General features: G+C 66.5%; 23 protein-coding genes. 12 read left to right on the top strand and 11 right to left on the bottom strand.

The genetic code is table 11. The features are described from left to right. Window positions 1-16 precede the first annotated feature (16 nt). Window positions 17-211, bottom strand: coding sequence for a hypothetical protein (locus tag H977_RS0125915; RefSeq protein ID WP_155946834.1), 195 nt, complete (start codon window positions 209-211; stop codon window positions 17-19). Between the two features lie 272 nt (window positions 212-483). Here H977_RS0125915 and H977_RS0125910 point away from each other — a divergent pair, with 272 nt between their 5' ends. Continuing rightward, entirely contained in the window at window positions 484-1692 is a 1209-nt protein-coding gene (locus H977_RS0125910; RefSeq protein ID WP_029110585.1) for an RtcB family protein, read from the top strand. Window positions 1693-1705: 13 nt separating this feature from the next. Here the strand turns inward: H977_RS0125910 and H977_RS0125905 are convergent, their stop codons facing one another. Further along, window positions 1706-2848 (bottom strand): helix-turn-helix domain-containing protein, encoded by a 1143-nt coding sequence (locus tag H977_RS0125905; RefSeq protein ID WP_231396064.1) that lies wholly within the window; start codon window positions 2846-2848, stop codon window positions 1706-1708. 208 nt (window positions 2849-3056) lie between these two features. On the opposite strand from H977_RS0125905, the gene hydA reads away from it, so the two are divergent. The 6 genes from hydA (at window position 3057) to H977_RS33940 (ending at window position 10094) form a co-directional block, all read left to right on the top strand. Continuing rightward, window positions 3057-4475 carry a dihydropyrimidinase gene (gene hydA, locus H977_RS0125900; RefSeq protein WP_029110583.1) on the top strand — a complete coding sequence of 473 codons (1419 nt, stop codon included), beginning with the start codon at window positions 3057-3059 and terminating at the stop codon, window positions 4473-4475. 70 nt (window positions 4476-4545) lie between these two features. After that, the gene (locus tag H977_RS0125895; protein ID WP_036477252.1) at window positions 4546-5868 is read left to right on the top strand and encodes a M20 family metallo-hydrolase; all 1323 of its coding nucleotides are present in this window, start codon (window positions 4546-4548) and stop codon (window positions 5866-5868) included. A 32-nt stretch (window positions 5869-5900) separates the two neighbouring features. Then, window positions 5901-6689, top strand: a complete 789-nt coding sequence (locus tag H977_RS0125890; RefSeq protein ID WP_029110581.1) for an SDR family NAD(P)-dependent oxidoreductase — start codon at window positions 5901-5903, stop codon at window positions 6687-6689. After that, window positions 6679-7461 (top strand): maleate cis-trans isomerase family protein, encoded by a 783-nt coding sequence (locus H977_RS0125885; RefSeq protein ID WP_029110580.1) that lies wholly within the window; start codon window positions 6679-6681, stop codon window positions 7459-7461. Before H977_RS0125890 ends, H977_RS0125885 begins: the two co-directional genes overlap by 11 nt. Next, window positions 7439-8575, top strand: coding sequence for an RsbRD N-terminal domain-containing protein (locus H977_RS0125880; RefSeq protein WP_231396063.1), 1137 nt, complete (start codon window positions 7439-7441; stop codon window positions 8573-8575). The genes H977_RS0125885 and H977_RS0125880 overlap by 23 nt, the downstream gene beginning before the upstream one ends. A 130-nt stretch (window positions 8576-8705) precedes the next feature. Beyond that, on the top strand, window positions 8706-10094 hold the full coding sequence (locus tag H977_RS33940; protein ID WP_081681855.1) for an MFS transporter: 1389 nt from the start codon (window positions 8706-8708) through the stop codon (window positions 10092-10094). A gap of 22 nt (window positions 10095-10116) precedes the next feature. Here H977_RS33940 and H977_RS0125870 read toward each other — a convergent pair whose 3' ends face one another. Beyond that, on the bottom strand, window positions 10117-10341 hold the full coding sequence (locus tag H977_RS0125870; protein WP_029110578.1) for a hypothetical protein: 225 nt from the start codon (window positions 10339-10341) through the stop codon (window positions 10117-10119). Between the two features lie 96 nt (window positions 10342-10437). Between H977_RS0125870 and H977_RS34545 the strand changes: the two genes are divergently transcribed. Beyond that, entirely contained in the window at window positions 10438-10719 is a 282-nt protein-coding gene (locus tag H977_RS34545; RefSeq protein WP_051289099.1) for a hypothetical protein, read from the top strand. A gap of 19 nt (window positions 10720-10738) precedes the next feature. Here H977_RS34545 and H977_RS0125860 read toward each other — a convergent pair whose 3' ends face one another. Next, entirely contained in the window at window positions 10739-12592 is a 1854-nt protein-coding gene (locus tag H977_RS0125860; protein ID WP_029110577.1) for a DUF7159 family protein, read from the bottom strand. Between the two features lie 183 nt (window positions 12593-12775). Here H977_RS0125860 and H977_RS0125855 point away from each other — a divergent pair, with 183 nt between their 5' ends. Together H977_RS0125855 and H977_RS0125850 are read left to right on the top strand one after the other, a co-directional pair. After that, complete coding sequence (locus tag H977_RS0125855; RefSeq protein ID WP_029110576.1) at window positions 12776-14434, top strand: DUF7937 domain-containing protein; 1659 nt, start codon at window positions 12776-12778, stop codon at window positions 14432-14434. A gap of 59 nt (window positions 14435-14493) precedes the next feature. Beyond that, window positions 14494-15006, top strand: coding sequence for a hypothetical protein (locus tag H977_RS0125850; protein ID WP_029110575.1), 513 nt, complete (start codon window positions 14494-14496; stop codon window positions 15004-15006). Between the two features lie 65 nt (window positions 15007-15071). Here H977_RS0125850 and H977_RS0125845 read toward each other — a convergent pair whose 3' ends face one another. The 3 genes from H977_RS0125845 to H977_RS0125835 all read right to left on the bottom strand — a co-directional run bounded on the left by H977_RS0125845 (window position 15072) and on the right by H977_RS0125835 (window position 19314). Continuing rightward, window positions 15072-16718, bottom strand: coding sequence for a PE-PPE domain-containing protein (locus H977_RS0125845; protein ID WP_036477249.1), 1647 nt, complete (start codon window positions 16716-16718; stop codon window positions 15072-15074). A 274-nt stretch (window positions 16719-16992) separates the two neighbouring features. Further along, entirely contained in the window at window positions 16993-17706 is a 714-nt protein-coding gene (locus H977_RS0125840) for a TetR/AcrR family transcriptional regulator (protein WP_029110573.1), read from the bottom strand. A 45-nt stretch (window positions 17707-17751) separates the two neighbouring features. Next, complete coding sequence (locus H977_RS0125835; RefSeq protein WP_029110572.1) at window positions 17752-19314, bottom strand: PE-PPE domain-containing protein; 1563 nt, start codon at window positions 19312-19314, stop codon at window positions 17752-17754. Between the two features lie 136 nt (window positions 19315-19450). Here H977_RS0125835 and H977_RS0125830 point away from each other — a divergent pair, with 136 nt between their 5' ends. Continuing rightward, window positions 19451-20341: a cutinase family protein gene (locus H977_RS0125830; protein ID WP_029110571.1), complete on the top strand. Its 891-nt coding sequence runs from the start codon at window positions 19451-19453 to the stop codon at window positions 20339-20341. Here the strand turns inward: H977_RS0125830 and H977_RS0125825 are convergent. The 3 genes from H977_RS0125825 to H977_RS0125815 all read right to left on the bottom strand — a co-directional run bounded on the left by H977_RS0125825 (window position 20338) and on the right by H977_RS0125815 (window position 22336). Further along, entirely contained in the window at window positions 20338-20628 is a 291-nt protein-coding gene (locus H977_RS0125825) for a hypothetical protein (RefSeq protein ID WP_029110570.1), read from the bottom strand. The two genes, H977_RS0125830 and H977_RS0125825, sit on opposite strands and share 4 nt — an antisense overlap. A 9-nt stretch (window positions 20629-20637) precedes the next feature. Beyond that, window positions 20638-21777: an inorganic phosphate transporter gene (locus H977_RS33930; RefSeq protein ID WP_036477280.1), complete on the bottom strand. Its 1140-nt coding sequence runs from the start codon at window positions 21775-21777 to the stop codon at window positions 20638-20640. Between the two features lie 106 nt (window positions 21778-21883). Beyond that, window positions 21884-22336 carry a hypothetical protein gene (locus tag H977_RS0125815; protein WP_029110569.1) on the bottom strand — a complete coding sequence of 151 codons (453 nt, stop codon included), beginning with the start codon at window positions 22334-22336 and terminating at the stop codon, window positions 21884-21886. Window positions 22337-22481: 145 nt separating this feature from the next. On the opposite strand from H977_RS0125815, the gene H977_RS0125810 reads away from it, so the two are divergent. Then, window positions 22482-23636: a DUF7159 family protein gene (locus tag H977_RS0125810; RefSeq protein ID WP_029110568.1), complete on the top strand. Its 1155-nt coding sequence runs from the start codon at window positions 22482-22484 to the stop codon at window positions 23634-23636. On the opposite strand, the gene H977_RS0125805 is transcribed toward H977_RS0125810, so the two are convergent. Next, on the bottom strand, window positions 23620-25569 hold the full coding sequence (locus tag H977_RS0125805) for an SNF2-related protein (RefSeq protein ID WP_029110567.1): 1950 nt from the start codon (window positions 25567-25569) through the stop codon (window positions 23620-23622). The two genes, H977_RS0125810 and H977_RS0125805, sit on opposite strands and share 17 nt — an antisense overlap. Between the last annotated feature and the right edge of the window lie 660 nt (window positions 25570-26229).

The following is a 26229-nucleotide window of genomic DNA, read 5'->3' as shown; positions in this document are numbered from 1 at the left end:
GAACCGTTGGGTGGAATCACTGCTGAGCTTGGCGCCGGTCGATGCTCGGCGGAGCCTCGGATTCGCCCGCCGGGTCCACTGCCGTCCGCCGGACGGCGGTGTCATCCGACCACCACCCGAAACGACGGACCTCAAGGCGCTCGTCCGATTCGGCATGTTCCTCGGCCCACCGCAGCGCGGTGCGTTTGCGCCAGAACCCGGCGATTGGCATCACGCCACCATCAGGGCGGTGCGTGAACACGTACCAACCAAATTTCATCGGACCCCCCGGTGCCGACAATGCCTGCAGGATTCGGTCTCTATTCTGGCGCGGGAGTACCGTTTCCCGTCAAATCGAATGCGAGGGTGGCCCCGCACCAACGCTTGTCGGAAACCGGCGAATCCGTCTCTGTGCAGCATGAATCAGGTGACTCGCCGGCCAGTGATACCCGATCGTCCGCCGGAGTAAACAATCGGCTCGACAGCAGCGGCAGAATCGATGTCATGACTGCGCAGCGCGTCGCCGACCTCAAGCTGGTGAACTTCGCCAGTCATATCGACGACAACACCGTCGAGCAGGCGAGGCAAACCGCCTCGATGCCGTTCGTGCATCCTCATGTCGCACTGATGCCAGATGCCCACAGCGGCAAGGGGTCCGCCGTGGGCACGGTCATTCCCACCATCGATGCGGTGATCCCGGCCGCGGTCGGTGTCGACATCGGGTGCGGGATGATCGCGGCCCGCACGGAATTCACCGCTCCCGACATCCAAGGCCGTGACCTGGCTGCGCTGCGTACCGCGATCGAGACGACGATCCCGCTGTCGCCCGGTAACTACAACGACACGCTCGCCCGGTTCCCGTTCACGCAAGGCCGCATCACCGACCTCGAGCACTTGGCCCGCGACGGCGGGATCGACCTCTCCCATTCACCCAAGTGGCGCGAGCAACTCGGTTCTCTCGGCGGCGGCAACCACTTCATCGAACTGTGCCTGGATCAGCACGACCGGGTGTGGCTGTTCCTGCATTCCGGTTCTCGCGGCGTCGGAAACAAGATCGCGCAGAAGCACATCAAGGTCGCGCAGAAGCTCATGAAGCGGTGGTGGATCGAGCTGCCCAACCCGGACCTGGCGTATCTGCCTCAGGGCACCCCGGAGTTCTCCGAGTACCTGCGGGAACTCAACTGGGCGCAGCGATTCGCGTTCGAGAACCGCGCCGAGATGATGGACCGCTACATGTGGGTCTTCGCCGCGTGGATGGGCTATGGCCGATTGGACCAGCCGAAGACCGCGGGCGACTTCGAGGTCGAGCGGCTGAACTGCCACCACAACTACACCCGCAAGGAACACCACGGCGGCCGTGAGGTGTGGCTGACGCGTAAGGGCGCGATCGACGCTCACACCGGAGTCATGGGATTGATCCCCGGCAGCATGGGGACCCGCTCCTATGTGGTGCGCGGCAAGGGCAGCCCGGCCGGCCTGTGCTCGGCTCCGCACGGTGCCGGGCGCCGGTTCTCGCGTAACGAGGCCCGTCGCCGGTTCACCGCCGACGATCTCGCACAGCGGATGCAGGGCATCGAGTACCGCCACGGAGAAGAGTGGGTCGACGAGATCCCCGACGCCTATAAGGACATCGATGTCGTCATGGCTGACGCGGCCGACCTCGTCGACATCGAGCATGAGCTGCGTCAGGTGCTGAACGTCAAGGGCACGTAGGGGCTGTCCGGGGCTAGGCCGGCAGCAGGCACAGCTGGACCATCGCCAGCGAGCGCGGGCTGCGCAAGCTGATGCCGGTGGCCTCCTCGAACCGGCGGATCCGGTTCATCACGGTGTTGCGGTGGCAGTAGAGCGCCGAGGCGGTGTCGGAAACGGAACCGCTCCCGGCGAACACCTGGATGGTCTCGACGATCAGCGCGCAGTCGTGGACCTCGTGGAGGGGGCCGAGAACGTATCCACGCAGGTCCTCGATCACTTGTGACAGCTGGGTTATCGACAGCTGGGCCCAGGATCCGCGCAGGGTGGTCGCCTCGACGTCCAGATCGACCAGCATCCGGACGATCGAGGCGGCCCGGTGTGCCTCTGAGAGTGGTACCGACCTGGGTGCGACGGCTCCCTCGAGGCCGGGCAGCAGGTCGGCGACCACCGACTCGTCGTCGGCCCAGCGGCCGTCGGCGGCCACCAGGATGAGCGCCACCCCGCGGTCGACGTAGTCCAGCGACGTCAGGTGGCGGGTGAGCAGGCGCCGGGTGACGGTACGTCCGGCCTCCTCCCCGGGGGTCCCGATCACCCAGTAGGTGGCCGATTCGTCGAGGCCCAGGATCTGGGCTGCGCGCCGGACTGTGGTCGGTGCGGGTTCGCCGGAGAACAGTTCGGACAGGCTGTGCTGTTGCTCAAGGGTGCTGGTCCTTGCCATCGACAGCCGCTGGTCCAGGTAGCCGCGCTGCACCCTGATCGCGAAGTCGTCGACGGCCTGCCACAGCACGTCGACGTGCAGCGCCAGCACGGCCATGTCGTCGTCACCGGCCAGTTTCAGCAACGCCGACCATGCGACGAGGAAGTCGGTGCGCACCGCCGCGGTGAGGTTCTCCAGCGCGATGCCCTGGGTGGCCCGCAGGGCCCCGACGGCTGTGGGGAACTCGGCCAGCTCGGCACTCATGGGTCGTTCCAGGAGGGCCGACAGCAGGTAGCGGAAAGCGAGGCGCGCGGCGCCGAGCAGGTCGTCTTCTTCGGGGACGCTGTCGTAGAACCGCGCACCCCGGTCGATCTGCAGGAGGTATTCGGCAGCCAGGTCGTCGTCCAGGTTGTCCAGCTGCTGAAGCAGCCAGCGCCAGCGAAGCCGGGTGTCTTCGCGGCGGCCGGACAGATTGCGCATCATCGGGCAGGCTACTGCAGTCCGAGGCGGCTCGTGGGGTGAGCGATCTGATCTGTTTTCGACCGTGGCTGAGACGCTGTGCCCAATTCGGAGCAGGAAGCCCGGGTTGATACCGCCCGTGAGTGTGCGTGTGCACAATTTGTGCGGGCCAATGCGTTGCACGGCGGCTATGGGCTGGATCACGTTGGCAGCCATACGATCTCTTGCCATGACCACGACGTACATCCGCGGCGGCACTGTCGTCTCTCCCACCGGTTGCCAGGCGCTCGACGTGCTCATCGACGGCGAGCGCATCGCCGCGCTGGTGGATCCGGAGCTGGCTCCGTTCGGCGATCCCGACCAGACCTTCGACCGGGTGCTGGACGCCTCGGGCCGCTACGTCATCCCGGGCGGCGTCGATGCCCACACTCACATGGAGATGCCGTTCGGCGGCACCGTCGCGTCCGACACTTTCGAGACCGGCACCCGCGCCGCTGCCCACGGCGGCACCACCACGATCATCGACTTCGCGATCCAGCGGCAGGGCGAGCGGGTGCAGGACACTCTGGCGGCGTGGCATACGAAGGCCGCGGGCAACTGCGCGGTCGATTACGGCTTCCACCAGATCCTGGGTGGGGTGGATTCCGATGCGCTCAAGGCGATGGACGAACTGGTCGCCGAGGGCGTGACGAGCTTCAAGCTGTTCATGGCCTACCCGGGGGTGTACTACTCCGACGACGGGCAGATCTTGCGCGCCATGCAGCAGTGCGCGAGCAACGGCGCGTTGACGATGATGCACGCCGAGAACGGCATCGCCATCGACCAGCTGGTGGCCCAGCACATCGAACGTGGGGAGACTTCTCCGTACTTCCACGGGGTGTCGCGGCCGTGGGAACTGGAAGAGGAGGCCACGCACCGCGCCATCATGCTGGCGAAGGTCACCGGTGCCCCGCTGTATGTGGTCCACGTGTCGGCCAAGCAGGCGATGGAACAGATCGCCACGGCCCGTGGCGCGGGAGCCAACGTGTTCGCCGAGACCTGCCCGCAGTACCTGTACCTGTCCTTGGAGGAACAGCTGGGAGCCGCCGGGTTCGAGGGCGCCAAGTGGGTGTGCTCGACGCCGCTGCGTTCCCGCGAGGAACGCCATCAGGACGAACTGTGGCGCTACATCCGTACCGGCGACGTGGCCACGGTGTCCACCGACCATTGCCCGTTCTGTTTCAAGGGACAGAAAGAGATGGGTGTCGACGACTTCTCCAAGATCCCCAACGGGATGGCCGGGGTCGAGCACCGCATCGACCTGATGTACCAGGGCGTGGTCAACGGCAACCTCAGCTTGGAGCGCTGGGTCGACGTGTGCGCGACCACCCCGGCGCGGATGTTCGGGCTGTATCCGCGCAAGGGCATCATCTCGCCCGGGGCCGACGCCGATGTCGTGATCTATGACCCCAGCGCGCACACCTCGATCGGCTTCGACAAGACCCATCACTCGAATCTCGATCACTCCACCTGGGAGGGCTTCGAGATCGACGGCGGCGTACAGACCGTGCTGTCGCGCGGCACCGTCGTCGTCGAGCGCGGGCAGTACCTGGGTCGAAAAGGCCACGGCAGCTATCTCAAACGGGGTCTGTCGCAATACCTGATCTGACCTGGATCGGACCCATCGTCAAGCGTCGCCGTAGCCCGCGACGTGCATTCAACGTGCCTGGAGGACAATCTTGACCGCACAACAGAGCAACACCGGACTGCGCATCCGCCTCGACGCCGGCCGCGACCGCGAGTTCCTGGACTCCTGGGCCGAATTGGCGGCCATCGGTGAGACGCCGGCCGGTGGCGTGGAACGCCAGGCAGCCACCGTCGAGGACGGGCAGATGCGGGAGTGGTTCTCGCAGTGGCTGAGTCGACGCGGCTTCACCGTGGAAGTGGACCGCGTCGGAAATCTGTTCGGCCTGCTGGAATTTCGTCCGGGCGCGCCCTACGTGCTGGTCGGATCGCATCTCGACAGCCAGCCCCGCGGTGGCAAGTTCGACGGTGCCTACGGCGTCTTCGCCGGTGCCACTGCCGCCGACCGGATCCGCCGCCAGGCCGCTGAATCCGGTGTGACCCCGATGTACAACGTCGCTGTCGTGGACTGGTTCAACGAGGAAGGCTCGCGGTTCAAGCCGTCTCTGATGGGCAGTGCGGTGTTCACCGGTGCCGCCGATCTCCAGGAGACGCTCAACATCACCGACCAGGACGGCGTCACCGTCCGAGACGCCCTGACCGCCATAGGCAGCATCGGGAAAACCGATGTGTTCCCCGACGGCGATGTCACCCGTCGGCTGGCCGCCTATGCCGAGATCCATATCGAGCAGGGCCGTGAACTGGAGAAGCACAATGTCTCCATCGGGTTGGTCGACCGCACCTGGGCCGCCAACAAGTACGAACTGAATGTCATTGGTGCCCAGGGGCACACCGGCGCGACCGCCATCGACGACCGCCAGGATGCGTTGCTGGGTGCGGCGCTGATCGTGGTCGCGCTACGTGACATCGCCGACGAGTTCGGCGAGGAATTGCACACCAGCTGTGGGCAATTGACCGTGCTGCCCAACTCTCCGGTGGTCGTGCCGCGCGAGGTCCACATGCATCTGGATCTGCGTTCTGACAACGACGAGTTGCTCGCCGCCGCCGACGCCGCGCTGCGAAAGCGCATCGCCGAGGCCGAGATCCGGGCCAAGGTGAAGGTCGAGCACCGCAAGGCCCACGTCTGGCCCGGCCACCACTACCAGCCCGAAGGGGTGGAGCTGGCCCGCGCCGTCGCCGACGACCTCGGTATGTCGAGCATGCTGGTGCAGACCCGCGCCGGCCACGACTCGACAAACATGAAGGAGATCGTGCCCTCGGTGATGTTGTTCGTTCCCAGCGTGGAAGGCATCTCACACGCCGAGGCCGAATTCACCTCGGACGAAGACCTGTGCACCGGTGTGGATCTGCTCACCGAGACGCTGGCCCGCATGCTCGACGGCGCCCTGGACTCAGCCACTGCCAACGGTGTCCGGTGACCCGGAACCTCAACCACGAATAGGAGACCAACATGGACCTGGGACTGCAAGGCATGCGGGCGCTGATCTCCGGTGCCAGTGACGGCATCGGACTGGCCACGGCCGAGTTGCTGGCTGAAGAAGGAGCCGATGTGGCCCTGGTGGCCCGTCGCGAGGACGCGCTGAACGAGGCCTGTACCTCGATCTCGGCCAAGTCCGGCGTCAAGGCCGTATCCGTGGCGGCCGATCTCAGCGACAAGACGGTGTTCGATTCGGTCGTTACCAACGCCGTCGACGAACTCGGCGGCCTGGACATCTTGATCAACAACGCCGGCGCTTCGTCTTTCGGTGGTTTCGGCGATCTCAGCGACGAACAGTGGGTCGCCGACATCAATCTCAAGTTGTTCGGATTCATCCGCATGACCCGAGCGGCATTGCCGCACCTGCTCAAGAACGGCAGCGGACGCATCGTCAATGTCGCCGGAAACTCGGGTAAACAGGCGTTGGAGTACCACATGCCCGGCGCCGCCGCCAACGCGGCGATCCTGAACTTCAGCAAGTCACTGTCGCTGCAGGTCGGCTCTCAGGGCGTGATGATCAACACGGTGTGCCCGGGCCCGGTCCGGACTGCGCGGCTGGTCAAGCAGTTCGCCGCCAACGCCAAGGACTGGGGCTGCACACCTGAAGAGGCCGAGGAGCGCTACCTGGAGAACCTGCCGCTGTCCTACATCCCCAGTGCGCGCGACATCGCCTACTCGATCGTGTTCCTCGCCTCGCCGCGGGCCGCATATCTGAACGGGACCACCATCACGAATGACGGTGGAATCACCCGTGCCGTCTGATCATTCGCGCGCCCCGGCGTCGCGGGTGGCACGCATCGGGATGATCGTGCCGTCGTCGAATACCTGCTTGGAGCCCACCACGTACCGGATGCTGGGTGAGCGGACCGATGTCAGTGTCCACTTCACCCGCATCCCCGTGTCCCGGGTCGGGCTCGACGGCACCTCCGACGCCCAGTTCGACACCGCCGGAATGGAAGCGGCAGCGGTCTTGCTGGCGACGGCGAACGTCGACGTGATCGCGTGGAACGGTACGGCCGGTTCGTGGTTGGGCACCGCGCACGACCTCGCGATCACCGAGGCCATCACCACCATGACCGGCGTGCGGGCACTCACCAGTACCCAGGCCTGCCTGGCGGCATTCGGTGCGCTGGGTGTGCGTAACGTCGGCCTGGTCACTCCGTATCCCGACGACATGAACGCCAAGATCGGCGAGTGCTACCGGGACGAGGGCATCACGGTGACCGCTTCCTACGGCTTCGGTCTGACCGAGACCACCGACATCGCCCGGATTCGGCCCGCAGAGTTGATGGCGCCCAGTCGGCAGGTGGCGCGCAGCGGGCCGGAGGCGATCGCCTATGTGTGCACCAATCTGCATGGCGCCGACGCTGTCGAGACTGTCGGTGCGGAACTTGATGTGCCGGTCCTGGATTCGGTGGCGGTCACGCTCGCCGCGTGCCTGGCGATGGTGGGCGCCGAGCCGGTGGCACCACGGTGGGCGCCGGACCTGGCCGGGGCTCTCGGATTGACCAGTGGGTCCCTTGCCGGACCGTGAAGCCGACGCGCGGTGGCAGATCCTGCTCGAGAAACTCGCCGGCATCGACGATCAGCTCGCGGCAGAGTATCTCGAACGCATCGACGGGGGTGCGCGGTATTACGACAGTGTGCCCGACGAGGCCGATCTGAAAGACAGTGCCCGCAACGCGTTTCGCTATCTCCTGGGGTGTCTGCTGGCCCGGCCCCTGTCCGCCGAACTGATGGCATTCCCAGCCCGAGTCGGGGCGTTGCGGGCCCGCCAGGGCATCGCGCTGGAGAACCTGAGTGCCGCGGTCCGAAGCGATTTCCTCGTGGCGTGGTCGGCATTGTTGCGTTCGGCCGATGACAGCGACATGGAGGTGCTCGCCATGCATGTCGGTCAACTGTGGTCTGTGGTCGACGATTTCGCCGCCGCGATCCAGCAGGGTTACCTGGATCAGCGGCTGCAGATGGCGCGCGCCAACATCATCGAACAACAGCAGCGTCTTTCCGACCTGTTCTCCGATGAGCCGAGTCCCAGCGTGGTGCACCGTGCCTCCGAGGTACTCGGTCTCGACGAGACGGCGTTCTACTGGGTGGTGGGCATCGCTGCCGAAGCGTCTGCCTCCACCGTGACCCGGCGGCTGGCCGGCCTCGACGTCGTGGCGTTGGACCACACGAGCAAGGGCGTCACGCTGATCCTGCTGTCCGCGCACAGCCGCTGGCCCGATGACGAGGCCCTGGCAACCGAACTCCTGGCAGGCGTGGCGGGAGCGGTAGCGCCGCGAACCATTCAGTTACCGAACGTGTTTCGGGCGGCGACGACCGTCCGGATGCTCGTGCAGCTGGGCCGGGAAGCCACGACGCTGCGTCGTTCCTGGGCAGGTTTGTCCATTTCGCAGTTGTGCGCCGTGATCGATGACCTTCGCAGCTACGTCGATGTGCCGCTGGCCGCGGCCAACGATCGCGACCTCCTCGTGGAAACGGTACTGGTGTTCGCCGAGAGCGGGTCGGTCTCCACCACGGCCGCCAAGCTCTACTGTCACCGCAACACCGTCCTCAACCGGATCCGGAAGTTCGAGGAGGTCACCGGGATCTGCCTTCGGTCGCCTCGGGCGCAAGCCATGGTGCAGTTGTGCCTGCTGCGGTCATGAGTCGGCATGCCGAGCCGCAATTGTGCAGACGCACATTGCATGAGCTGGATCACGTTGCACCACGACTATGGGTGCAGCCATATTGCCGCCCTAGCATTTTCGCTAACACCAGCACCTACCAGAGGTCCATATGAATCCTTCAGTTCCTCCTGCAGCCCCTGACGCCGCGGCCGCGAAATCGCGTCGTCGGCGCACGATCGTCGCGAGCATGGTCGGCACCACGATCGAGTGGTACGACTTCAACATCTACGGGGCTGTCGCCGCCCTGGCCTTCGGCAAGATCTTCTTCCCCGACGTGGACCCCGCCGCCGGCACGCTGTTGGCGCTGGCCACCTTCGGCGTCGGGTTCGCGGCCCGCCCGGTTGGTGGAATCCTGTTCGGGCACATCGGCGATCGGGTTGGCCGCAAGGCGGCATTGATCGCGACCATCATGATGATGGGTGTGGCCACAGTGGCCATCGGGTTGTTGCCCACCTACGACTCGATCGGCATCTGGGCGCCCATCCTGCTGGTGTTGTGTCGCCTGATTCAGGGCATCGGCCTCGGTGGCGAATGGGGCGGTGCCGTGCTGATGGTGGTGGAGCAGGACGAGTCCGTGGACAGCCGCGGCCGGGCCGGCAGCTGGATGCAGTCCGCGTCGCCGATGGGCTTCCTCTTGGCCACGGCCACTCTGGCGGCCGTGAGCGCGCTCATGTCCGAGGAGCAGTTCATGACGTGGGGCTGGCGCATTCCGTTCTTGCTCAGTGCGCCACTGGTGTTGGTGGGCCTGCTGATTCGGGTGAAGATCATCGAATCCACGGTCTTCCTCCGAAATCAGCAGCAGATCAAGGAGAAAGAGGTCAAGGCCCCGATCCTGCAGGTGCTGCGCCACGCACCGAAGATGATCCTGCTCGTCGTGCTGCTCGGGCTGGGCCAGCAGGTCGCCTACTTCGTCATCAACGTGTTCTCGCTGTCCTACGTGACACAGCACACCGACATCTCGAAGGCGACCGTTCTCAACGCCGTCGCGGTGGGCGCTGTCGTGCAGCTCTTGTCGATCCTGTACTTCGGCCGCCTCAGCGACCGGGTCGGACGCCGCATTCCGTTCTTCATCGGGGCCATCGGGATGGCGGTGTGGGCCTTCGCGGTGTATCCGCTGATGGGTACCGGCAACTTCGGGCTCATGGTGCTGTCGGTATCGGTCGCGATGGTGTTCCAGGGCGCGATGTATGGCGTTCTCGCCGCCTTCATCGCCGAGCTGTTCGACACCAGCTACCGCTACACCGGCGTCTCCCTGGGGTACATGCTCATCGGTGTTGTCGGTGGCGGTTTCGCACCGCTCATCGCGTCCTCGCTGCTGGACACCACTGGTTCGGTGACCTCGGTCGCGATCTACATCTCGGCCTCGTCGGTGCTGACGCTGATCGCCGCCTACTTCGCGCCGGAAACGTCGAAGCGCAATCTCGACAATCTCCTCGATGACGGCGGGGCCACCGGTCCCGCGGCTCAGCTCGGCCAGAGCGTGGTGGGCACCAGATAGGCCCTCGGGCAGAGGGATCGACTCAGGACCTGCGCCCGGCAATCAGATACACCACGGGCAGCACGCCGGAAGTGGTCAGCAACCCGAGTGCACCACCCCACAGCCATTTCGGTCCGTTGATCCGGCTCGGTTCGCGGGCGGCGAGGTCACGCAGAGCCCAGGCTCGCAGCCCCGCGTCAACCGCGGCCGCCGCGATCACGACCGTCTTGGACTTGGGGGACAGGTCATTCCAGCGTTTCTTGGCCACTACGGCGTTCCTTTCGGGTAAGCGGACTGCACCTTCCACGGTAGATGTCGTCCAAGCGCACCAGGCATGGCAGCTCGCGGGTGGATGATGGACACCATGACTCGGACTTCGGTTCTGTGCGGCGCACTGCTTGTGGCTGCCGGAGTCATCGTCCCGATGGTGGCGGCACCCGTGGCGTCCGCCGGCGCCGACGATGTGATCAGGGACCTGGAGTCACAGGGCTACACCGTCCACATCAACTGGACCACCGGATTCGACACCAAGCCTCTGTCGGAATGCTGGGTCACCGGCGTCAACAACCCTGGCGATCAAACTCCCGGCCCGACGACGTTCGTCACGGTCTACGTCGACGTCGCCTGCCCGAATCACGACTACTGAGCGGCGTCCGGACACCCGGCTACGGGCTGACGGGCATCGTCGTCACCGGCGAGCCGCCGTACCCACCGCTGCTGCCTGAGCCGCTGCCGCTGCCCGAGCCGCCACCGCGACCGAAGAGCCCGCCGCCGGACGAACCGCCCTCGCTCGACGACGAACCGCCACCGAAGGGAGAACCGCCGCCCGACGGGTACTGCGTTGTCACCGGAGCCTGCGTCGCGGGCTGTTCAACCGGTGGCGTGTACGCCGGTGCGGTGTGTGCCGGTGACTCGATGGTCGGCACCGAGGCTTCCGTGGACGTGTGTGTCGGCGGCACTGTCGTTGTGGGCGGCACCGTCGTGGTGGGCGGCACCGTGGTGGTGGGTGGTGCGGTCGTCGTGGTCGGCGGCGCAGTGGTGGTCGTCGGCGGGGCTGTCGTTGTCGTGGGCGGTGCGGTCGTCGTCGGCGGTGTCGTGGTGGTCGGTGGCGCGGTCGTCGTCGGCGGGGTCGTCGGCACCCATGTCGGAACCGTCGGCCACACGACCGGCGGCAGCGGGACCGGAACGGGCAACGGGATCGGGACGGGCACCGGGACGGGACCAGGTGAGATCACGACAGGCGGGGGAGCCGGCGCGGCAGGAGGCGCTGCCGGCGGCGCCACCTGGGGAGCCTGGTTGATCGGTTGGTTGCCGGTGCCAGAGCGCACCTTGGGTGCCGCGGGAGCGGCCGGCGGCGGGGTCAGCACCGAGACGGGCAGCGCTACCGGATCCGGTTCGTGCGGGACCTGCGGAAGGTAGTTGCCGGGGACCGTGGCGGCCTGCTGAGTGGGTGCGGGCTGTGCACGGACGTCGGCCGCGGGCCGGACATTGATGGCGACCGCGGTGGCCAGCGTGGCGAAGCTCACCACGACGAAGGCCATGGCGCTGCCCATCAAGAGCATCCGGGGCGGTGGCGGTGCGATCACCGTGGTGTAGTCGGCGTCGTCGTCTTGTTCGGGGACGAACTCGTCGATCGCGTCCATCGGCATCTCGTCGACCCACGGCTCATCGTCGGGTTCCTGCGAGTACGCCAGATCCGGTCCCACGGCGGACTCCGCGCGGGCGGGTGCCATCTGGGTCGCGTCAGCAGCGGCAGGCGCCATCTGCGTGGCATCGGCTGCCGCGGGCGCCATCTGGGTGGCATCCGCTGCGGCGGGCGCCATCTGGGTCGCATCGAGGGCCGGTGCCATCTGCGTGGATGCACTGGCCGGGGCGAGGTCGCCGATCAATTGGGCCGCGCCGCGGGCGATCGCATAGCCGGCGTCCGGCGCGACCTCGACCGGTGCGGTCGAACGAAGCTCTGCCGCAACGGAATCAAGATCGAGACGCTGCCCGACCAATAGCACGCGTCCGGGCGCCTCCTCGGCGGGCACGCGCTGCAAGACCGCGGCGCACGCGGCGGCGGCCCCGGCGTTGCCGATCGGCATGGTGGCCAACGTGGTCAATGTCGGTGCGGGTGCCGCGGTATGGTCGCCGACCGTCGTCAGCGACACGGTGTCGTCGTCGGCGAGAAGCAACGCGGCGTCGGCACCGACGCTGCGGGCCAGGGCCGCGGCGGCCTCGGCTTCGGTCACCACCTCGACGTTCGGCACTCCGGCGGCGAGCACGGTCTGCCGCAACGTGTCGGCGGCAGCATCGTCGGGAACGCACAGTCGGGTCGCGGCCACCTGGTTACCCGAGTCGGTCACCGCGCGGTAGGTACCGATGATGGTCTCGGCGAGTTCTGACATCTCGGCCACCAGGTCATCGGGCAGGTCGAGCGCGTACTGATCCAGAACCTGACCGCCACTCGCGGGCGAACCGATCATGGCCAAGCGCGCCACACGCCCGGTGACCGCCACCCCGAGGACTACGTCCACGGATCCACTCCTTGCTTCACAGATATATGTCGAGCCCCGACGGACATTTCCAAGCTACCGCACAGCTGCAACGGACTTCGGTGGTCAAACGGTGCGGCTGCCAGCGCTGCTTGTGCGCCGGAGCAAAAGTGAGCACGCTGGTTGAGTCCCAGTGCGTTGTCACTCCTAGAGAGGAATCGGTACGTGAGCGACGAGCGTTACGACGCGTCCGTCACAGTCCAGGTGGCGACGGTGGCCGCGCCGGTCGTGGAGCGCCCGCCGCGGGTCGGCTACGTCCCGACCCGGACCAACCGCGTACGTGACGGCCTCGCACTGGCGCTGCTCGTCTTGGCGATGCTGCTGCCCTGGAATCTGGAGTTCGGCCTCGGGGTTCCGGGCAGTGCCGGGTCGACGTTCGTGGTGCTGGCCATCGTGACGGTGCTCGCCATCGGCGCCGCACTGGCACCTCACCTGGGCCCGTTCCGCCTCGTCGGTCCCACATCCGACGTGCGTCGCACCAGCCGCGTCCGGCTTGCGCTCAGCGCCCCCTATGTCGTCCTGGTGATCTGCTTTGTCGGTTATCACCTGGTGCAGACCGTGAGCAGCGGCGGCACGGGTGCCGTGCCGCCCGGCGTGGGTCCGGGCATGTTGCTCGGTGTGGCCGGCGCGGTGCTGGCAGGCCAGCCGCCCATCACGTCGATCACCATCGAGGACAACAAGTTTCGCCGCTGGTACGCCATAGCCCGGGTGATCGGTTTCCTGTCGATCGCGCTGGCGACGTTGTCGGTCGCGTTCAATCTCTACTGGCGGCTGCGGTACCTGTTCGTCACCCAGGTCGACTTCGGCGGGCATGACATCGCCGTCATCGTCACCACGTTGCTCTACGGCGCGGAGGCGATGATCGCGCTTGTCCTCGCCTCACGTTGGCTGACCGAGCGCACCGGCGCGGCGCGGCTGGCCACCACCGCCATCGGCGTCTCGGGTGCGATCGCTGCCACGCTGGTGTGGCTTGCCGGCATCGGCCGCGATATCGACGCGTTTCACGGCATCGCCCAGAACACCTCGACGGCGGCCGTCGGTTACGAGGGCTACCTGGCCTGGGCGGCCGCCGCAGCGATCGTGGCCCCGACGACGCTGTACGCCGTCTTCCTGATCAAGCCGCCGACCATCGGCGCCTACCGCGGCGCCGCGCAGAAGTGCTTGACGCTGATCGCGTTCTGGGCGTTCGCGGCCGCCGCGCTGCGGGTCGTCGACTTCCTGATCGCGCTGTCTCTGGACCTTCCGCGGGCGCTGTACGACACCGTCGCGATGACGGTGTTCAATCTGGTCACCGCACTGGTCGCGCGGTGGCTGCACCGCCAGCTCGAACAGGGGCTGACGTCGACCACCGTGGCCGCGGCCTTCAGCGCGGTGTTGTTCGTCTTCACCGTGGCGGATGTGGCCATCGGGGTTGCCCTGGCGCCCCGCTACGCCGGGCCGGCGCCCGCGGCGATCTACGGCAACAACCTGGCCCAGCAGATCACGAGCACCTTCGATGTCACGGTGTGCGTGCTCAGCCTGCTCGTGCTGGCGGTGATGGTGTTCACCGGGCCGTTCGCCGGTTATCTGGTGCGGCGCGAAACCCGTGCTGCCAAACCGGCGGCTGAACCGCCGACCGAGATCGTGCCGTCGGAGCCCGCCGTCCACGACTTCGCACCGCCGACCATCGCGCGCCAACCGCGAGCCGCGGCTGTCCCGAAAATTGTTCGCCTCAAAGAGGATTCGACGACAGTTTTGGCGGCCCCGCCGACCACCGATCTCCAAGTGCCGACGCAGGCGCTGCGGATCCAGCGTCGTCCGCAGCGCCCGCCGTCGGACGGCTGAGTCCCACCGGGAAGTGCTGCAGTCGGTGGATTCAGGACCGAGGTTGGATAACATCGGGTGTGCCCGAAGATGATCAGGCCGGAGTCAGGGCCTACATCGAGAGGTTTCGCGCCAAAGCCGGCTTTCCCGCGTTGCCCGCTCATCGCCTGGACGAACTCGTCAACGCGATAGCCGGTGACCCGGCCGGTGGCACTGAGCCGCTGGTCCAGGCCTTGTCCGAGGGGCGAACACTGTCCCGGCGCGAGCAGATTGTCGTGCTGTGGGAATCGGGGAAGCGCGAGGAGGCTGAGCGACGCGCCCTTGATGCCGCTGCGGCCGGCGAACCAATGGCGCTGCGCGACTTGATCAACCACCATCGGCGGGCCGCTGATCGAGAACGCAAGGAAGAGCTCGCCCGCATGGCCGCGGACCACGGAGATCACCAGCCGCTGCGGACAATCGCCTACCGCTATGAACGCGGCGGCAATGGCCGGCGCGCTGCGCAGCTCTACCAGCAAGGGCTTGAACGCGGTGACCAACAGGCGGGTGCCGAGCTTGCGCGCTTGAAGCGTGCTTTACGAGGCATTGACTAGACGACCCGGACGCGTGCGGCTTCAAAGCACCCACCGGCCACCCGACTTGCCCTTGGACCTCACCGCTAACCGGCCTGCGCGCTCCGGCGTTTGGCGGGCCGGTCGGTCTGAGTGTCCGTCGACTTGGCGGCGTGTTTGGCTTCCCGCTTCGCCGCCCGCACGGAATTCCGGTCAGGCTTCTCACTGCCCGAGGCGGCGCTCGGCGCGGACCCATGGGTTGACTCCCCGGCCGCAGACCGGTCCCGATCGCGGGTACCGGAATCGTCGGCATCTCGAACCACATTCAGCCGTGGCGCCGAATCGGTGCGGGGCGAGTCGGGCCGGGTCAGCGCGCGGCGGCTGAGCGGTGTGGACTTCGACTTCTCGGCGGCATTGGCGTCGGCATCCGCGTCGGCAGTCACATCGGCCTGAGTAACGCCGTCAACCTGGGCCGTGACCTTGCTGTCAGCCTTGATTGCTGCCGCAACGGGGCCGACTGGGCCCACGGTCGTGTGCGGCGCCGTCGCCTGCCCGATGGCCTGCAGCACCTTGGCCAGTGGCCGGGTCGCGTCCGACAACGCCCCGGCCACATCCTCGACAGCGTCTCGCACGCCTTGCTCGAATGGCGAGGTACCCACCGGGTCTATCGGATGCTCGGTCACGGGTGTCTCGGGCTCGGTGCCTGCGACGACGGGCTGCGGCAGGGTGGGGGTGTACGGCTCACCGCCCAGAATCGCCAACGACTTCGCGAACGCCGCCGGTAGTTCGTCGAGCGCTTCGTGAAGCTTCTCCGGAGGAGTGATCCAGCTGAATTCCTTGACCTGGCTTGGATCTGCGGTGCGGTCGTATCCCATCTCGACGAATACCCGCAGGACGGGGTCCATGGCGTCGACGAATCTCTCCGCGCCTATCAATGATGCGGGTATGCGCAGCGGTGCCAGCAGCGGAAGATATTGGGGCAGCATCACATAGGTGGTGTTGCCGACCTGCGCCGTGACGGCGTTGGGCGCATCGGGATGCTCGAGCACGTAGCCGGGGAAGACATGCTGGAACACGATTCCGGCGAGAGCGTTCGCGATCGACAGGGCATTGAAATATGCTGGAAAATCAGCGAATCCGTCGTACTGGTTCTGGTAGTACGTCGTCTTGAACGGGCTGTCGGAGGGCCCGGGGCGGCCGAACGGGAAGATGTCGCCGAGCACCGGCAGATCGCTCCATGAGGTGAAGCGGGTGAGGATGCCGCCGTTGGGCTGATACGGGTCCCCGATGAGGACAAACTCGTAATTGTCGGCATTGGCAACATAATTCGGGTCTTTGGCCATGCTGGCGCGCACGATCTCTGCGACCTGGGTGCCCTGCGACATCCCGATGATGGTGATTTTGTCGTCAGCCGGTGTGTTGGCGATGTCCTGCTGCAGATAGCCCGCCCCGATCTCCTCCGAACGTTTCAGCGACTGGGGCCAGTACGGAATGTCGGACAGCCCGGGCACGTCGGAGATGATCGGGATGCTGAGGTTGATCTGCGCCGGGTAGGGGACAGTGTGGAACGAGTCGCCTTCGGGCACCGTGCTTCCGTAGAAGAACAGCGGGACGCTCATCCCGAATCCGTCGAATGACGGCCCCACGCCGATCGTCGAGCCGATCAGTCGAATCGCGGCACTGTAGGTGGACGTCGGGGTACTGACAGTGACCCCCGCCGATACCGCGACGACGACGCCGCCTGCCAGCAACATCGACCCCCAGCGACGTGACCCGCGCTGTCGTCGGCTACCGCGAGACGATTCCCCCCGACCGCGAGCCCTCATGCTGTTCCTTCTTTCCCATCGAGGTGAGCACGGCCGTGCGGATGGCATGGCCGGAACATCTGGGCCTGCGACCGGCCGCGTCGACGACAAATGTGACGGGCGCCACTTCGCATGCTGCCGGAAAGTTACCAGCGGGTAGCGATCTATGACAAGAGTCACTTTTTAGAACAAGAGCTCTTGTTATGAACTTGCGTTCGCAGATTCAGCGCGTGGACGCCGCGATCCCGGCCCGCACCACCGCGACAAAGCTCGTCAGATTGCCGACCAGCGTGTCGATGGTCGGCGGTGAATCGCTTCCCGCTTCCCGCTGATGCAGCCAGTCGGCCACGCTTTCGAAGAGTCCGCCGACGGTCGACACAGCCAGGGCGTGATAGTCGACAGCGCCGGTATCGGGCAGGCAGGGGAACTCGCGCTGCCGCCACAGATCTTCCAGGAACGCCGCGGTCCAACGGCGATTCTCGCGGCGCAGCCGCTCGACGCGTGGCGAGATGCCGGCGCACTCCCCGAAGGCCACCACGGCCACCCGGGGATCGTCGACGAGGGCGTGGGCGAACGCCGACAGCAGGCGGTGGACGGTCTCGTCCGGATCGTCGGGCGCATCGGCCAGCGCCTCCATGGCCTGCTTCTCGATCCGTGCGGCGATCTGGGCCAGCAGAGCCAGATAGCAGTCCTCTTTGCTGTCGAACACTTCGTAGAACGCCTTGTTGCCGACGTACGCCGTCTGGCAGATCTGCTCGATCGAGGTGTTGGCGTACCCGTCACGCGCGATCAGCTCGAATGCCGCCGTCAGCAACTGCTCGCGGCGGTGGGCGCGACGCTGTTCGGCGTCGAGCCCGCGGATCGTGCGCTGTCCGCGGGGCTTTGCGGCCGGCCCCGGCGTTGCGCGATCGCCGGGAGCCGCCGGCGGTCTACCCATGGCCCGGAGTGTAGTGCGGCCGGTGCTCGGCCCGCCGACGGATGGTCAGCCCGCGCGGTCGCTTCTGTGCTTCGAGCGATCATGGCGCTGACCGGGCCCGGGTTTGGGCGCCGGCTTGGCGGAGTCAACGTTCGAGCGAGCATTCGAGCGAACAGCTGCGCGGACGGAATCGCGGTCGGAATCCGTCGTCGCACGGACCGGCCTCAACCGCCGCACCTCGTCGCTGCGCGTCGAGTCCGCTTGCGCCGTGGCGGTGCGATCGAGACGGTTGAACGGAACTGACCGCCCGATAGTGCTGCGGCCCACCGGCTCAACCGCTTTCTGCGGCAGTGATTTTTCGCCTATGGCCTGGAACACCCCGGCCAGTGGCCGGGTGGCGTTCGACAACATCGCACCGATGTCTTCCGTTGCCCCGCGCAGCCTTTGCTCGAATGGTGAGGTTCCCACCGGTTCGGCCGGATGCTCGGGCAGCGGCGTATCCGGTGCCGTGTCGGTGATGACGGGCTGCGGCATGGTCGGGGTATACGGTTCGCCGCGCAGGATCGCCGCCGATTTCCTGAATGCGCCCGGCAATCCGTTCAGTGCCTCTGCCACCTTGTCGTCAGGGGTGATCCAGCTGAATTCCTTGACTTTGCTCGGATCTGCGGTGCGGTCGTATCCCATCTCGACGAATACCCGCAGGACGGGGTCCATGGCGTCGACGAATCTCTCCGCGCCGATCAACGATGCGGGTATGCGCAGCGGTGCCAGCAGCGGAAGATATTGGGGCAGAGTCACATAGGTGGAGTTGCCGACCTGAGTGGTCACAGCGTTGGGCGCGTCCGGGTACTCCAGCACGTACCCCGGAAAGAGATGCCCGAACGCCTGCCCGGCAAAGGAATTCGTGATGGACAGCACGTTGAAGTAGGCCGGGAAGTCGGCGATGCCGTCATATTGATTCTGGTAGTAGGTGGTTTTGAAGGGGCTGTCGGTTGGCCCGGGGCGGCCGAACGGGAAGATGTGGCCGAGCACCGGCACATCGCTCCAGGAGGCCAGGCGGGAGAGGATGCCGCCGTTGGGCTGATAAGGGTCCCCGATGAAGACGAACTCGTAATCGTCTGCGTTGGCGGTGTATTCCGTCAGCTTGGACATCTCGGTACGTGCGATCTCGGCAACCTGCGTGCCCTGCGATACGCCGATGATCTTCACCGTGTCATCGGACGCTGTCGCGGCGATGTCCCGCAGGAGGTAGCCGGCGCCGATCGCTTCGGACCGCTTGAGGGACTGTGTCCAGTACGGAAGGTCGGACAGCCCAGGCAAATCCGAGATGATCGGGATGCTGATGCTGATCTGCGCGGGATAGGGAACGGTGTGGAACGCGTCCCCGTCGGGAACGATGCTGCCGTAGAACATCATCGGGATGGTCAGTCCGAACGCGTCATAGGACGGCCCCACCCCGATCGTCGTGCCGGCCAGTCGGATTGCGGCGCTGTAGGTGGTCGACGGGGTACTGACGGTGATCCCCGCCGATACCGCGAAGGCGACGCCGCCGGCCAGCAACATCGAAAACCAGCGCCGAGATCTGCGCTGCCGGTGCGCACGGTACGACGAATTCCCCCGACTATTCATGAATATCCCTTTCCTGAGAGTTCTCTTTGGTTCTTGAGGGACCTCTATGCCTCCATCTGCTCGGGGCGCGCTTCATGCTGCGCTATGTCACAGTGAGTCAGTGGGGAAATTCGGAAGTGCCGGTTTGGTTGCCGTCATGGCGGGGGCGGCTTCCGTGATGAGCAACATGGCGATGCCGTCCGCCCATGCGGCACCGTGTCCGGATGCCGAGGTGGTATTCGCCCGCGGCACCATGGAAGCGCCCGGAGTAGGGGATACGGGAGAGGCTTTCGTTAACTCATTGCGCGCCAACGTCGGTACGAAGTCCGTGGAGGTCTATCCCGTCGACTATCCCGCCACGACCGACTTCCCGACCGCTGTCCAGGGCATCGCCGACGCGCGCGCCCACATCATGTCGACTGCCGCCAATTGCCCTGACACCAAGATGGTGCTCGGCGGCTTCTCGCAGGGCGCGGCCGTCATCGGTTTCGTAACTGCCAGCGTTGTGCCCGAGGGGATTTCGCCGGACAACGTGCCTGCGCCCATGCCGCCGGATGTAGCTGAGCATGTGGCGGCCGTCGCGTTGTTCGGAAAACCGTCGCCGCGATTCATGAAGGTGATCAACAATCCCTCGGTTGTCGTCGGGCCGAATTACACCGCCAAGGCGATAGACCTGTGCGTCGACAACGATCTGGTGTGCGATCCGCAGGGCAGAAGTTTCGGCATCCACACCCAGTACGCGGAAGCCGGTCTGGTGAATCAGGGGGCCGCGTTCGCGGCGAGCAAGCTTCAGGACGATTGGGCGCGGCAGTCGCCCGCGCCCGCTCCGCCGGCGATTTTGGCGGGCAACGGCCCGTCGCAGCCGTCACGTGTGCAGCCGGCCCAGCCCGCGCAGGCAGCTCAGCCCGCCCAGCACATGGGTCCGGCGCCGCAGAACCTGCCTGGTCCGGCCCCTGCGCAGAGTCCCCCAGCTCCGGTGGCGCCCGGCGCACCCGCGCCCGTGTCACCGGCTCCGGCCGCACCCGCGCCGGTCGCGCCGTTGGCCTAGTGGTGCGCGGCGTTGTTGCCGAACACGTAGACGCCGGTGTGATGGCCGACGAAGTAGTTGGCGATGAACAGCACGCCGGCGACCACCACGAGCAGCACCAACGCGAACATCACCCAGCTCAGGCCCACCAGCACCCGGCGACGGCCGGCATCTGAGGGACTGTCCGCGAGGTCACCTGCGATGTGCAGACGCACGCCGATCGCGAACATGGTCGGCACTGATGCGCCCACCGCCAGGCCGAAGAGCAGGATCTTGCCGACGGCCGCGAGGTTGATCCAGTTGTGCATGTTGCGTCCCTATTTCCCCTCGACCGCGGTGAGACTGCCCTGCCACGCGTCGTTGACGTTCTTGTGGTCGATCGGCGGCTTTCGCGACTTGAGCCAGATGGGCACCGTCGAGGCGATCAGCGCCACGAACCCGATCAGCGGTCCGGCAAAGCCACCGATCCCGTGTACGAGCACGTAGGTGAGCGCGCCGACAAGGCCCGCCGCGGGCAGGGTGATCAGCCACGCGGTGGCCATGTTGCGCGCGACGCCCCAGCGCACTTCGGTGCGACGGCCCAGCCCGCTGCCGAGGATCGATCCCGTCGCGACGTGTGTGGTGGACAGTGAGTAGCCGAAGTGGCTGGACAGCAGGATGGTTGCCGCCGAGGAGACTTCGGCGGCCATGCCCTGGGGCGCCTCGGTGTCGACGAGTCCCTTGCCGAGCGTGCGGATGACTCGCCAGCCACCGGAGAGCGTGCCGAGGGCGATGGCGACGGCGCAGGCGGCGATCACCCAGAACGGCGGCATGCTCGCCGAATCGTCGACGGCGCCGTAGGAGATCAGCGCGAGGAAGATGATGCCCATCGTCTTTTGCGCGTCATTGGTGCCGTGGGCCAGCGAGATCAGGGATGCCGAGCCGATCTGTCCGTACCGGAAGGCGGCGATCGTGCGCTCCTTGGGCAGGCCGCGGATCAGCCGGTAGACCAGCCAGCTGGCGATGCAGGCCACCACGCCGGCGATCAGCGGTGACAGCACCGCGGGCACGATGACGGTCGAGACCACGCCGCGCCAGATCACGCCGTGGCCTCCGACGGCGGCGATCATCGCTCCGACGATGCCGCCGATCAGGGCGTGCGACGAGCTGGACGGGATGCCCATCAGCCAGGTGAGCAAGTTCCACAGGATGCTGCCGACGAGCCCGGCGAACACCAGCTCGAGGGTCACCAGATTGGCGTCGACGAGGCCTTTGGCGATCGTGGCGGCCACGGCGGTGGACAGAAACGCGCCGACGAGATTCAGCAGCGCCGACAGTGCCACCGCAGTACGTGGTTTGAGTGCTCCGCTGGCGATCGACGTCGCCATCGCGTTGCCGGTGTCGTGAAACCCGTTGGTGAAGTCGAACATCAAAGCGGTGAAAACGACAATGCACAACAGGAGAAACTGTAACGACACGGTGAACAATTGTGGAACACAATCGCTACGAAAACCTAATTAACTGGTTGAGGTCTCCATCACGCCGGAGTCCTTGAGGGGCAGTCCCGCGAATGGACGTGCGGGCTCAGCGTTTCGGGATGCTGACGCCGAGAAGCCTGAGCGCGTCGATGATGTGCAGATGGGCCTCGTCCATGGTGGCGCCGAGCTTGGCCAGGCGACCCGGGCTGTTTGCGGGCGTCATCGCCACGCATTGGTCGGCCATGCTGCGGTAGCCGTCGAGACCGTCCCGCAGGGCGGCGTTGACTTTGGTGTCGGGTCCGGGCAGGACCTCGTTCTGGACCGAGTCGACGTAGTGACGCATGTCGTTGCAGGCATTGTGCAGTGCCCCGTAATCGGTCCGGTGGTCCGCGGTCACCATCGCGTTGGCGATCGGACCCATCTGCGTGCCGAGGCCGGCGACCGCCGTGACGACGGCCTGCCGCCATTCATCGGTCACCGGACCCATGGTGGGCTTGCCTGCGACAGCGCATCCGGCGAGCAACGATGTGGTGGCCAGGACGGCCGCGAGGTACCTCATATGCAGCGAGCTTATGGTGTGGCGCCGCATGACTGGAGGCCGATGCCGGATCGAACAGTTTGCGCGTAGATCGGCGCACCCACGTGTAAGCGCCGTCACACCGGTAACCTGATCAACGAAGGACTAGGCAGATCGGGGGATCGGTATGGATCTCGTGCTCGGCCTCGCGATGACTTCGAGAGCCGTTCGGTGGGTGCTCGTCGAGGGCACGACGGGCGAGGGACATCCGCTCGATCGCGGCGCGATCTTGCTCGAGGATGTCGCCGGCTACGACCCCGACGGTCTCCTGCGCGGCTTGGTGGACGACACCGAGCTCGAAGGCGGACATCGCATCCATGCCATCGGCGTGACGTGGACCAACGACGCCGCGCCGCTGGCCGGCCACATCATGCAGTCCCTGGACAACCGCGGTTACGGAAATGTCTTCGCGGTCTCGGAGATCGAGGCGGCCGGCATGCTGGCCAGTGGAATCGCCGAGATCACCGACCACGACGACATTGCGGTGTGCATTGTCGAGCCCGACGCCGCCGTGGTGGCGATCGTGACACCCGACGACGTCAGCGCCGACCGCATCGAGCGGTCCGAGACGTTTGTCGCCGACATCACCGGACTTTTGGCACTCACCGGCAGGCCGGTCACCGCGATGTTCATCCTGGGTTCGGACGCCCAAGATCCGATCGTGAGCGAGTTGGCCGAGTCCCTGCCGACTGCGGTGATCACCTCGGCCGAATCCGACCTGGCGTTCGCGCGAGGCGCTGGACTGGCCGCGGCACTCGCCGTGAATACCGCTGCGGCCCCGGCCAAGACGGTCCATCTGACCAAGGTCGGCGCATTGTCGTCGATCGTCGGCGGAGCCCTGGTGGCACTCGTCGTCGCGACCTCGGCCGCCATCGGGCTGCACCTGCATCCCGGGGCGGTATCCGAAACCGCGCACACCGCGAGCATCCAGGAATCGGCTCCCGAGGCCGGCCCGGCCCCGAAACCGGTGCAGAAGCCGGTCGAAAAACCCGTCGGCAAGCCGGCGCCCGCCGCTCCGCCGCACACTCCGGCAGCCCCGCCGCCGGCGCAGGCGGTCGAGGCTGCCGACCCGCCGGTACATCAGCCGCCCGCGCAGGTCGCCCCGGCCCCTGCCGCTCCGGCGCCCACGGCCGCGCCCGCCTACGTGCCGCCCGCGCCCGCACCGCCCCCGGCGCCGGTCTACGCGCCACCGCCGTATGTTCCCCCGCCGGTGACCTATCCGCAGCCGCGGCTGCGGGACCGGATCATCGAGCGCATTCCGATCATTAACCGGTTCCACTGAACTTCGCGGTCAGCCCGGCCCGCGCCAGCCGGGCCTGTTCGGCCCGCACCACCTCGTCCTGATGCGGCGGAGCTTCGTCGGGGTGATGCGCCAGGCGACGGATCGGCTCGTCGACGGTGCCTCTGGCCAGCAGCCGGTGCACCCGTACGGTGTGCAGTTCGCTGAGCCGCTGGGTGCGTCCGACGACCTTCCGTTCGGTGCGTGGCTGCCATTGCGGTTCGGCGATGATGAACACTGCCGGAGCGTTCAGTCGGCGCAGGTCCAGTGCGCCGGCACCGATGTGGGCCAGCAGGGTGGCCGGACCACGGTCGGTCGCGAATGCGTCGACGACGGCCTGCTGATCGGGTACCGACGCGTCCACCGGTCCGAACATGTTGCCCGGCAAGGCTTTCCGAATGACATCGAGCACCGCGGGGAAATGCGAGAACACCACCACTTTGGCCCCGTTGATGTGGGCCTCGTTGGTGAGTTCGATGAGCCGGTCCAGCTTGGCGGCCGGTGTCGGTGCGCCGGACGGCCAGGCTCCCTGCCGGATGGCGCTGAAGTTGCCGCTCGAGACGGCCTGCCGGTAACGCTCGCGGTCGGCGCGGCTGGGCCGCACCCATTCTTCGGTGGCGATCCGTGCCGGTAGCTCGTCGACCACATCGCGGTAGTCACGTCGCAGGTACACCCGGTCCACCGCGCGACGGAAGGCGATCGATCCCCGTTCACCCGCGTTGGGAGCCACCTTGCCTGCGACGTCGGGCTGCAGGAAGTCGGCCAGATGGCGAAAACCGCCGATCCGCTGGTGCATCGGCACACCGGACAGGAACAGCACGCGGTTGTCGGAGGTCATCACGTTGCGCACGGCGCGGGCCCGGTCGGATTTCGGGTCGCGCAGCAGGTGCGCCTCGTCGATGATGACCAGGCCCGGGCGTTCGGGCAGTTTGATGCGCTGCAGGGTGTCGAACGAGACGATGGCGACGCCGCCCGAGCTCTTCCAATTCTCAAGGCGCGCATCGCGTTCGCTGCCGCGGATCTCGATCGCCCGTAGCGCGGTGTGCTTGGCTGTCTCTGCGGCCCAATGGATTCCGGTGTTGGGCTGGCACACCACCAAGGTGTGGCGAAGCTGTGCGGCGGCGGACAGGTGCGCGGCGACCGCCAGTGCCTGCAGAGTTTTGCCCAGGCCGAGATCGTCGCAGAGCAGCACCCGCTCACGTGCCAGCGCGTACCGGGCGCCGAAGTCCTGGTAGCCGCGCAGTTCGGTGCGCAGCAGAGAGCGGTTCAGTACGGTCTGCTCGACAAGTGCGGCCACCTCGGCTCCGACGAACCCCTGAGCGGCATCGACATCGGTTGTCCCGGAGGCGAAGTCGCTCAGTAGCTGGTCGATGGGACGGGGGTCGGAGCGATACTGCGCCCAGACGTCGCCCTCGAAGTGGCGGGCATCGTCGATGCGGTCCAGCAACACGCGCACCGATTCGAGAAGCTGATCTGACACGGTGTGGCTGCGCAGCCGCGGCATCAGCCGGCGCAGTTGTTTGACCGGCACGTCGGCCTGAACCAGCGTCAGCAGTGAGGTCAGCAGCTCGGTGTCCTGCCCGGCACGCAGCCGAGGCCGCGTTGTGGTGCGGATGTGGTCGGCCATGGCCTGGGCTGCGGCCTGCACGGACTGTGCGGCCTCGATGTCGATACCGGGTACCTGCGTCAAAAGCCGGGCCGGCACGGTGTGGATGTCGTGCACGGTGCGGTAGTCGGAGTTGGCCAGTCCGCCGAGGCGGGCGCCGCGCGCCAGATATGGGCGCAGGTGTTGCAGCGACGCCGATTGCAGCGTCTGCGTCACCACCTCGTCGGTGCCGGTGCGGATTCGGTCGGCGACCTCGGCACGAAGTTTGCCGACGCCGGCGAGTGCGGCGTCGGCATGGCGGATCAGCTCGGTGGGATCTGCGCTGTCCATGACACATCATCATGGCACCTCACCGGGGTTGCTGACTGCACGGATCATCCGGAATCCTTCATGGGAATCGCGCGCCCACCCAGTTTGTCCGAGGGAAATGCGCAGGTCACAGCGTTAGCTTGAGGTGCCGTGCATGGATGTGGACGGTGCTGATCGTGTGAACAGCCTCTGTGGCTGCGCCGGCCGGGGACTGTCGAAACTTCTTCGCGCTGTTCACCGCCGCCGACGTCTCCGTCGATGCCCACGTCCCATCGGCCCCCCGCTCGCCATGGTCGTCAGCGCTGCCACGTCGTGAGTTTCCTCCGCGTTGCCGAGTTGCCCGCCTGTTAGCGACAATTCAGCGACAGTCGCCACACCGGCAACTCATCTCTCACCAAACCCATTGTCGCTGAGCGCTTTCGCCAATCCAGCGCCATGTGCCCCATCAGCCTCACCAGTCCAGTGCCCGGCTTACAGCGACACTGTCGCTCGTAGGTGGGCAACTCGATTTCTGTGACACACGGGGCCCACGTGCACTTGAGTGACGGAAGTTCGGCTCGCATCTGTGACAGCTGATGCTCTGGGTGCGCAGGTGGCGATTGTCGCTGAATTGTCGCTAACAGGCGGGCAACTCGAGACACGTCCGCCGGCCGCGACACGCCGGGCCGCCGACACGCCAAC

Source organism: Mycobacterium sp. URHD0025 (assembly GCF_000426065.1).
Taxonomy (GTDB): Bacteria; Actinomycetota; Actinomycetes; order Mycobacteriales; family Mycobacteriaceae; genus Mycobacterium.
The sequence above is the reverse complement of the archived record's forward strand: the minus strand, read 5'-3'. Positions and strand labels throughout refer to the sequence as shown.

Excerpts from the sequence above, each read along its gene's own strand:
- H977_RS0125915 (WP_155946834.1), bottom strand. The coding sequence starts at position 211 with ATGCCAATCGCCGGGTTCTGGCGCAAACGCACCGCGCTGCGGTGGGCC.
- H977_RS0125910 (WP_029110585.1), top strand. The coding sequence starts at position 484 with ATGACTGCGCAGCGCGTCGCCGACCTCAAGCTGGTGAACTTCGCCAGT.
- H977_RS0125890 (WP_029110581.1), top strand. The coding sequence starts at position 5,901 with ATGGACCTGGGACTGCAAGGCATGCGGGCGCTGATCTCCGGTGCCAGT.
- H977_RS0125815 (WP_029110569.1), bottom strand. The coding sequence starts at position 22,336 with ATGAGGTACCTCGCGGCCGTCCTGGCCACCACATCGTTGCTCGCCGGA.
- H977_RS0125830 (WP_029110571.1), top strand. The coding sequence starts at position 19,451 with ATGGCGGGGGCGGCTTCCGTGATGAGCAACATGGCGATGCCGTCCGCC.
- H977_RS0125845 (WP_036477249.1), bottom strand. The coding sequence starts at position 16,718 with ATGTTGCTGGCAGGCGGCGTCGTCGTCGCGGTATCGGCGGGGGTCACT.
- H977_RS33940 (WP_081681855.1), top strand. The coding sequence starts at position 8,706 with ATGAATCCTTCAGTTCCTCCTGCAGCCCCTGACGCCGCGGCCGCGAAA.
- H977_RS0125825 (WP_029110570.1), bottom strand. The coding sequence starts at position 20,628 with ATGCACAACTGGATCAACCTCGCGGCCGTCGGCAAGATCCTGCTCTTC.
- H977_RS0125840 (WP_029110573.1), bottom strand. The coding sequence starts at position 17,706 with ATGGGTAGACCGCCGGCGGCTCCCGGCGATCGCGCAACGCCGGGGCCG.
- H977_RS0125805 (WP_029110567.1), bottom strand. The coding sequence starts at position 25,569 with ATGGACAGCGCAGATCCCACCGAGCTGATCCGCCATGCCGACGCCGCA.
- H977_RS0125835 (WP_029110572.1), bottom strand. The coding sequence starts at position 19,314 with ATGAATAGTCGGGGGAATTCGTCGTACCGTGCGCACCGGCAGCGCAGA.
- H977_RS0125905 (WP_231396064.1), bottom strand. The coding sequence starts at position 2,848 with ATGCGCAATCTGTCCGGCCGCCGCGAAGACACCCGGCTTCGCTGGCGC.
- H977_RS0125810 (WP_029110568.1), top strand. The coding sequence starts at position 22,482 with ATGGATCTCGTGCTCGGCCTCGCGATGACTTCGAGAGCCGTTCGGTGG.
- hydA (WP_029110583.1), top strand. The coding sequence starts at position 3,057 with ATGACCACGACGTACATCCGCGGCGGCACTGTCGTCTCTCCCACCGGT.
- H977_RS34545 (WP_051289099.1), top strand. The coding sequence starts at position 10,438 with ATGACTCGGACTTCGGTTCTGTGCGGCGCACTGCTTGTGGCTGCCGGA.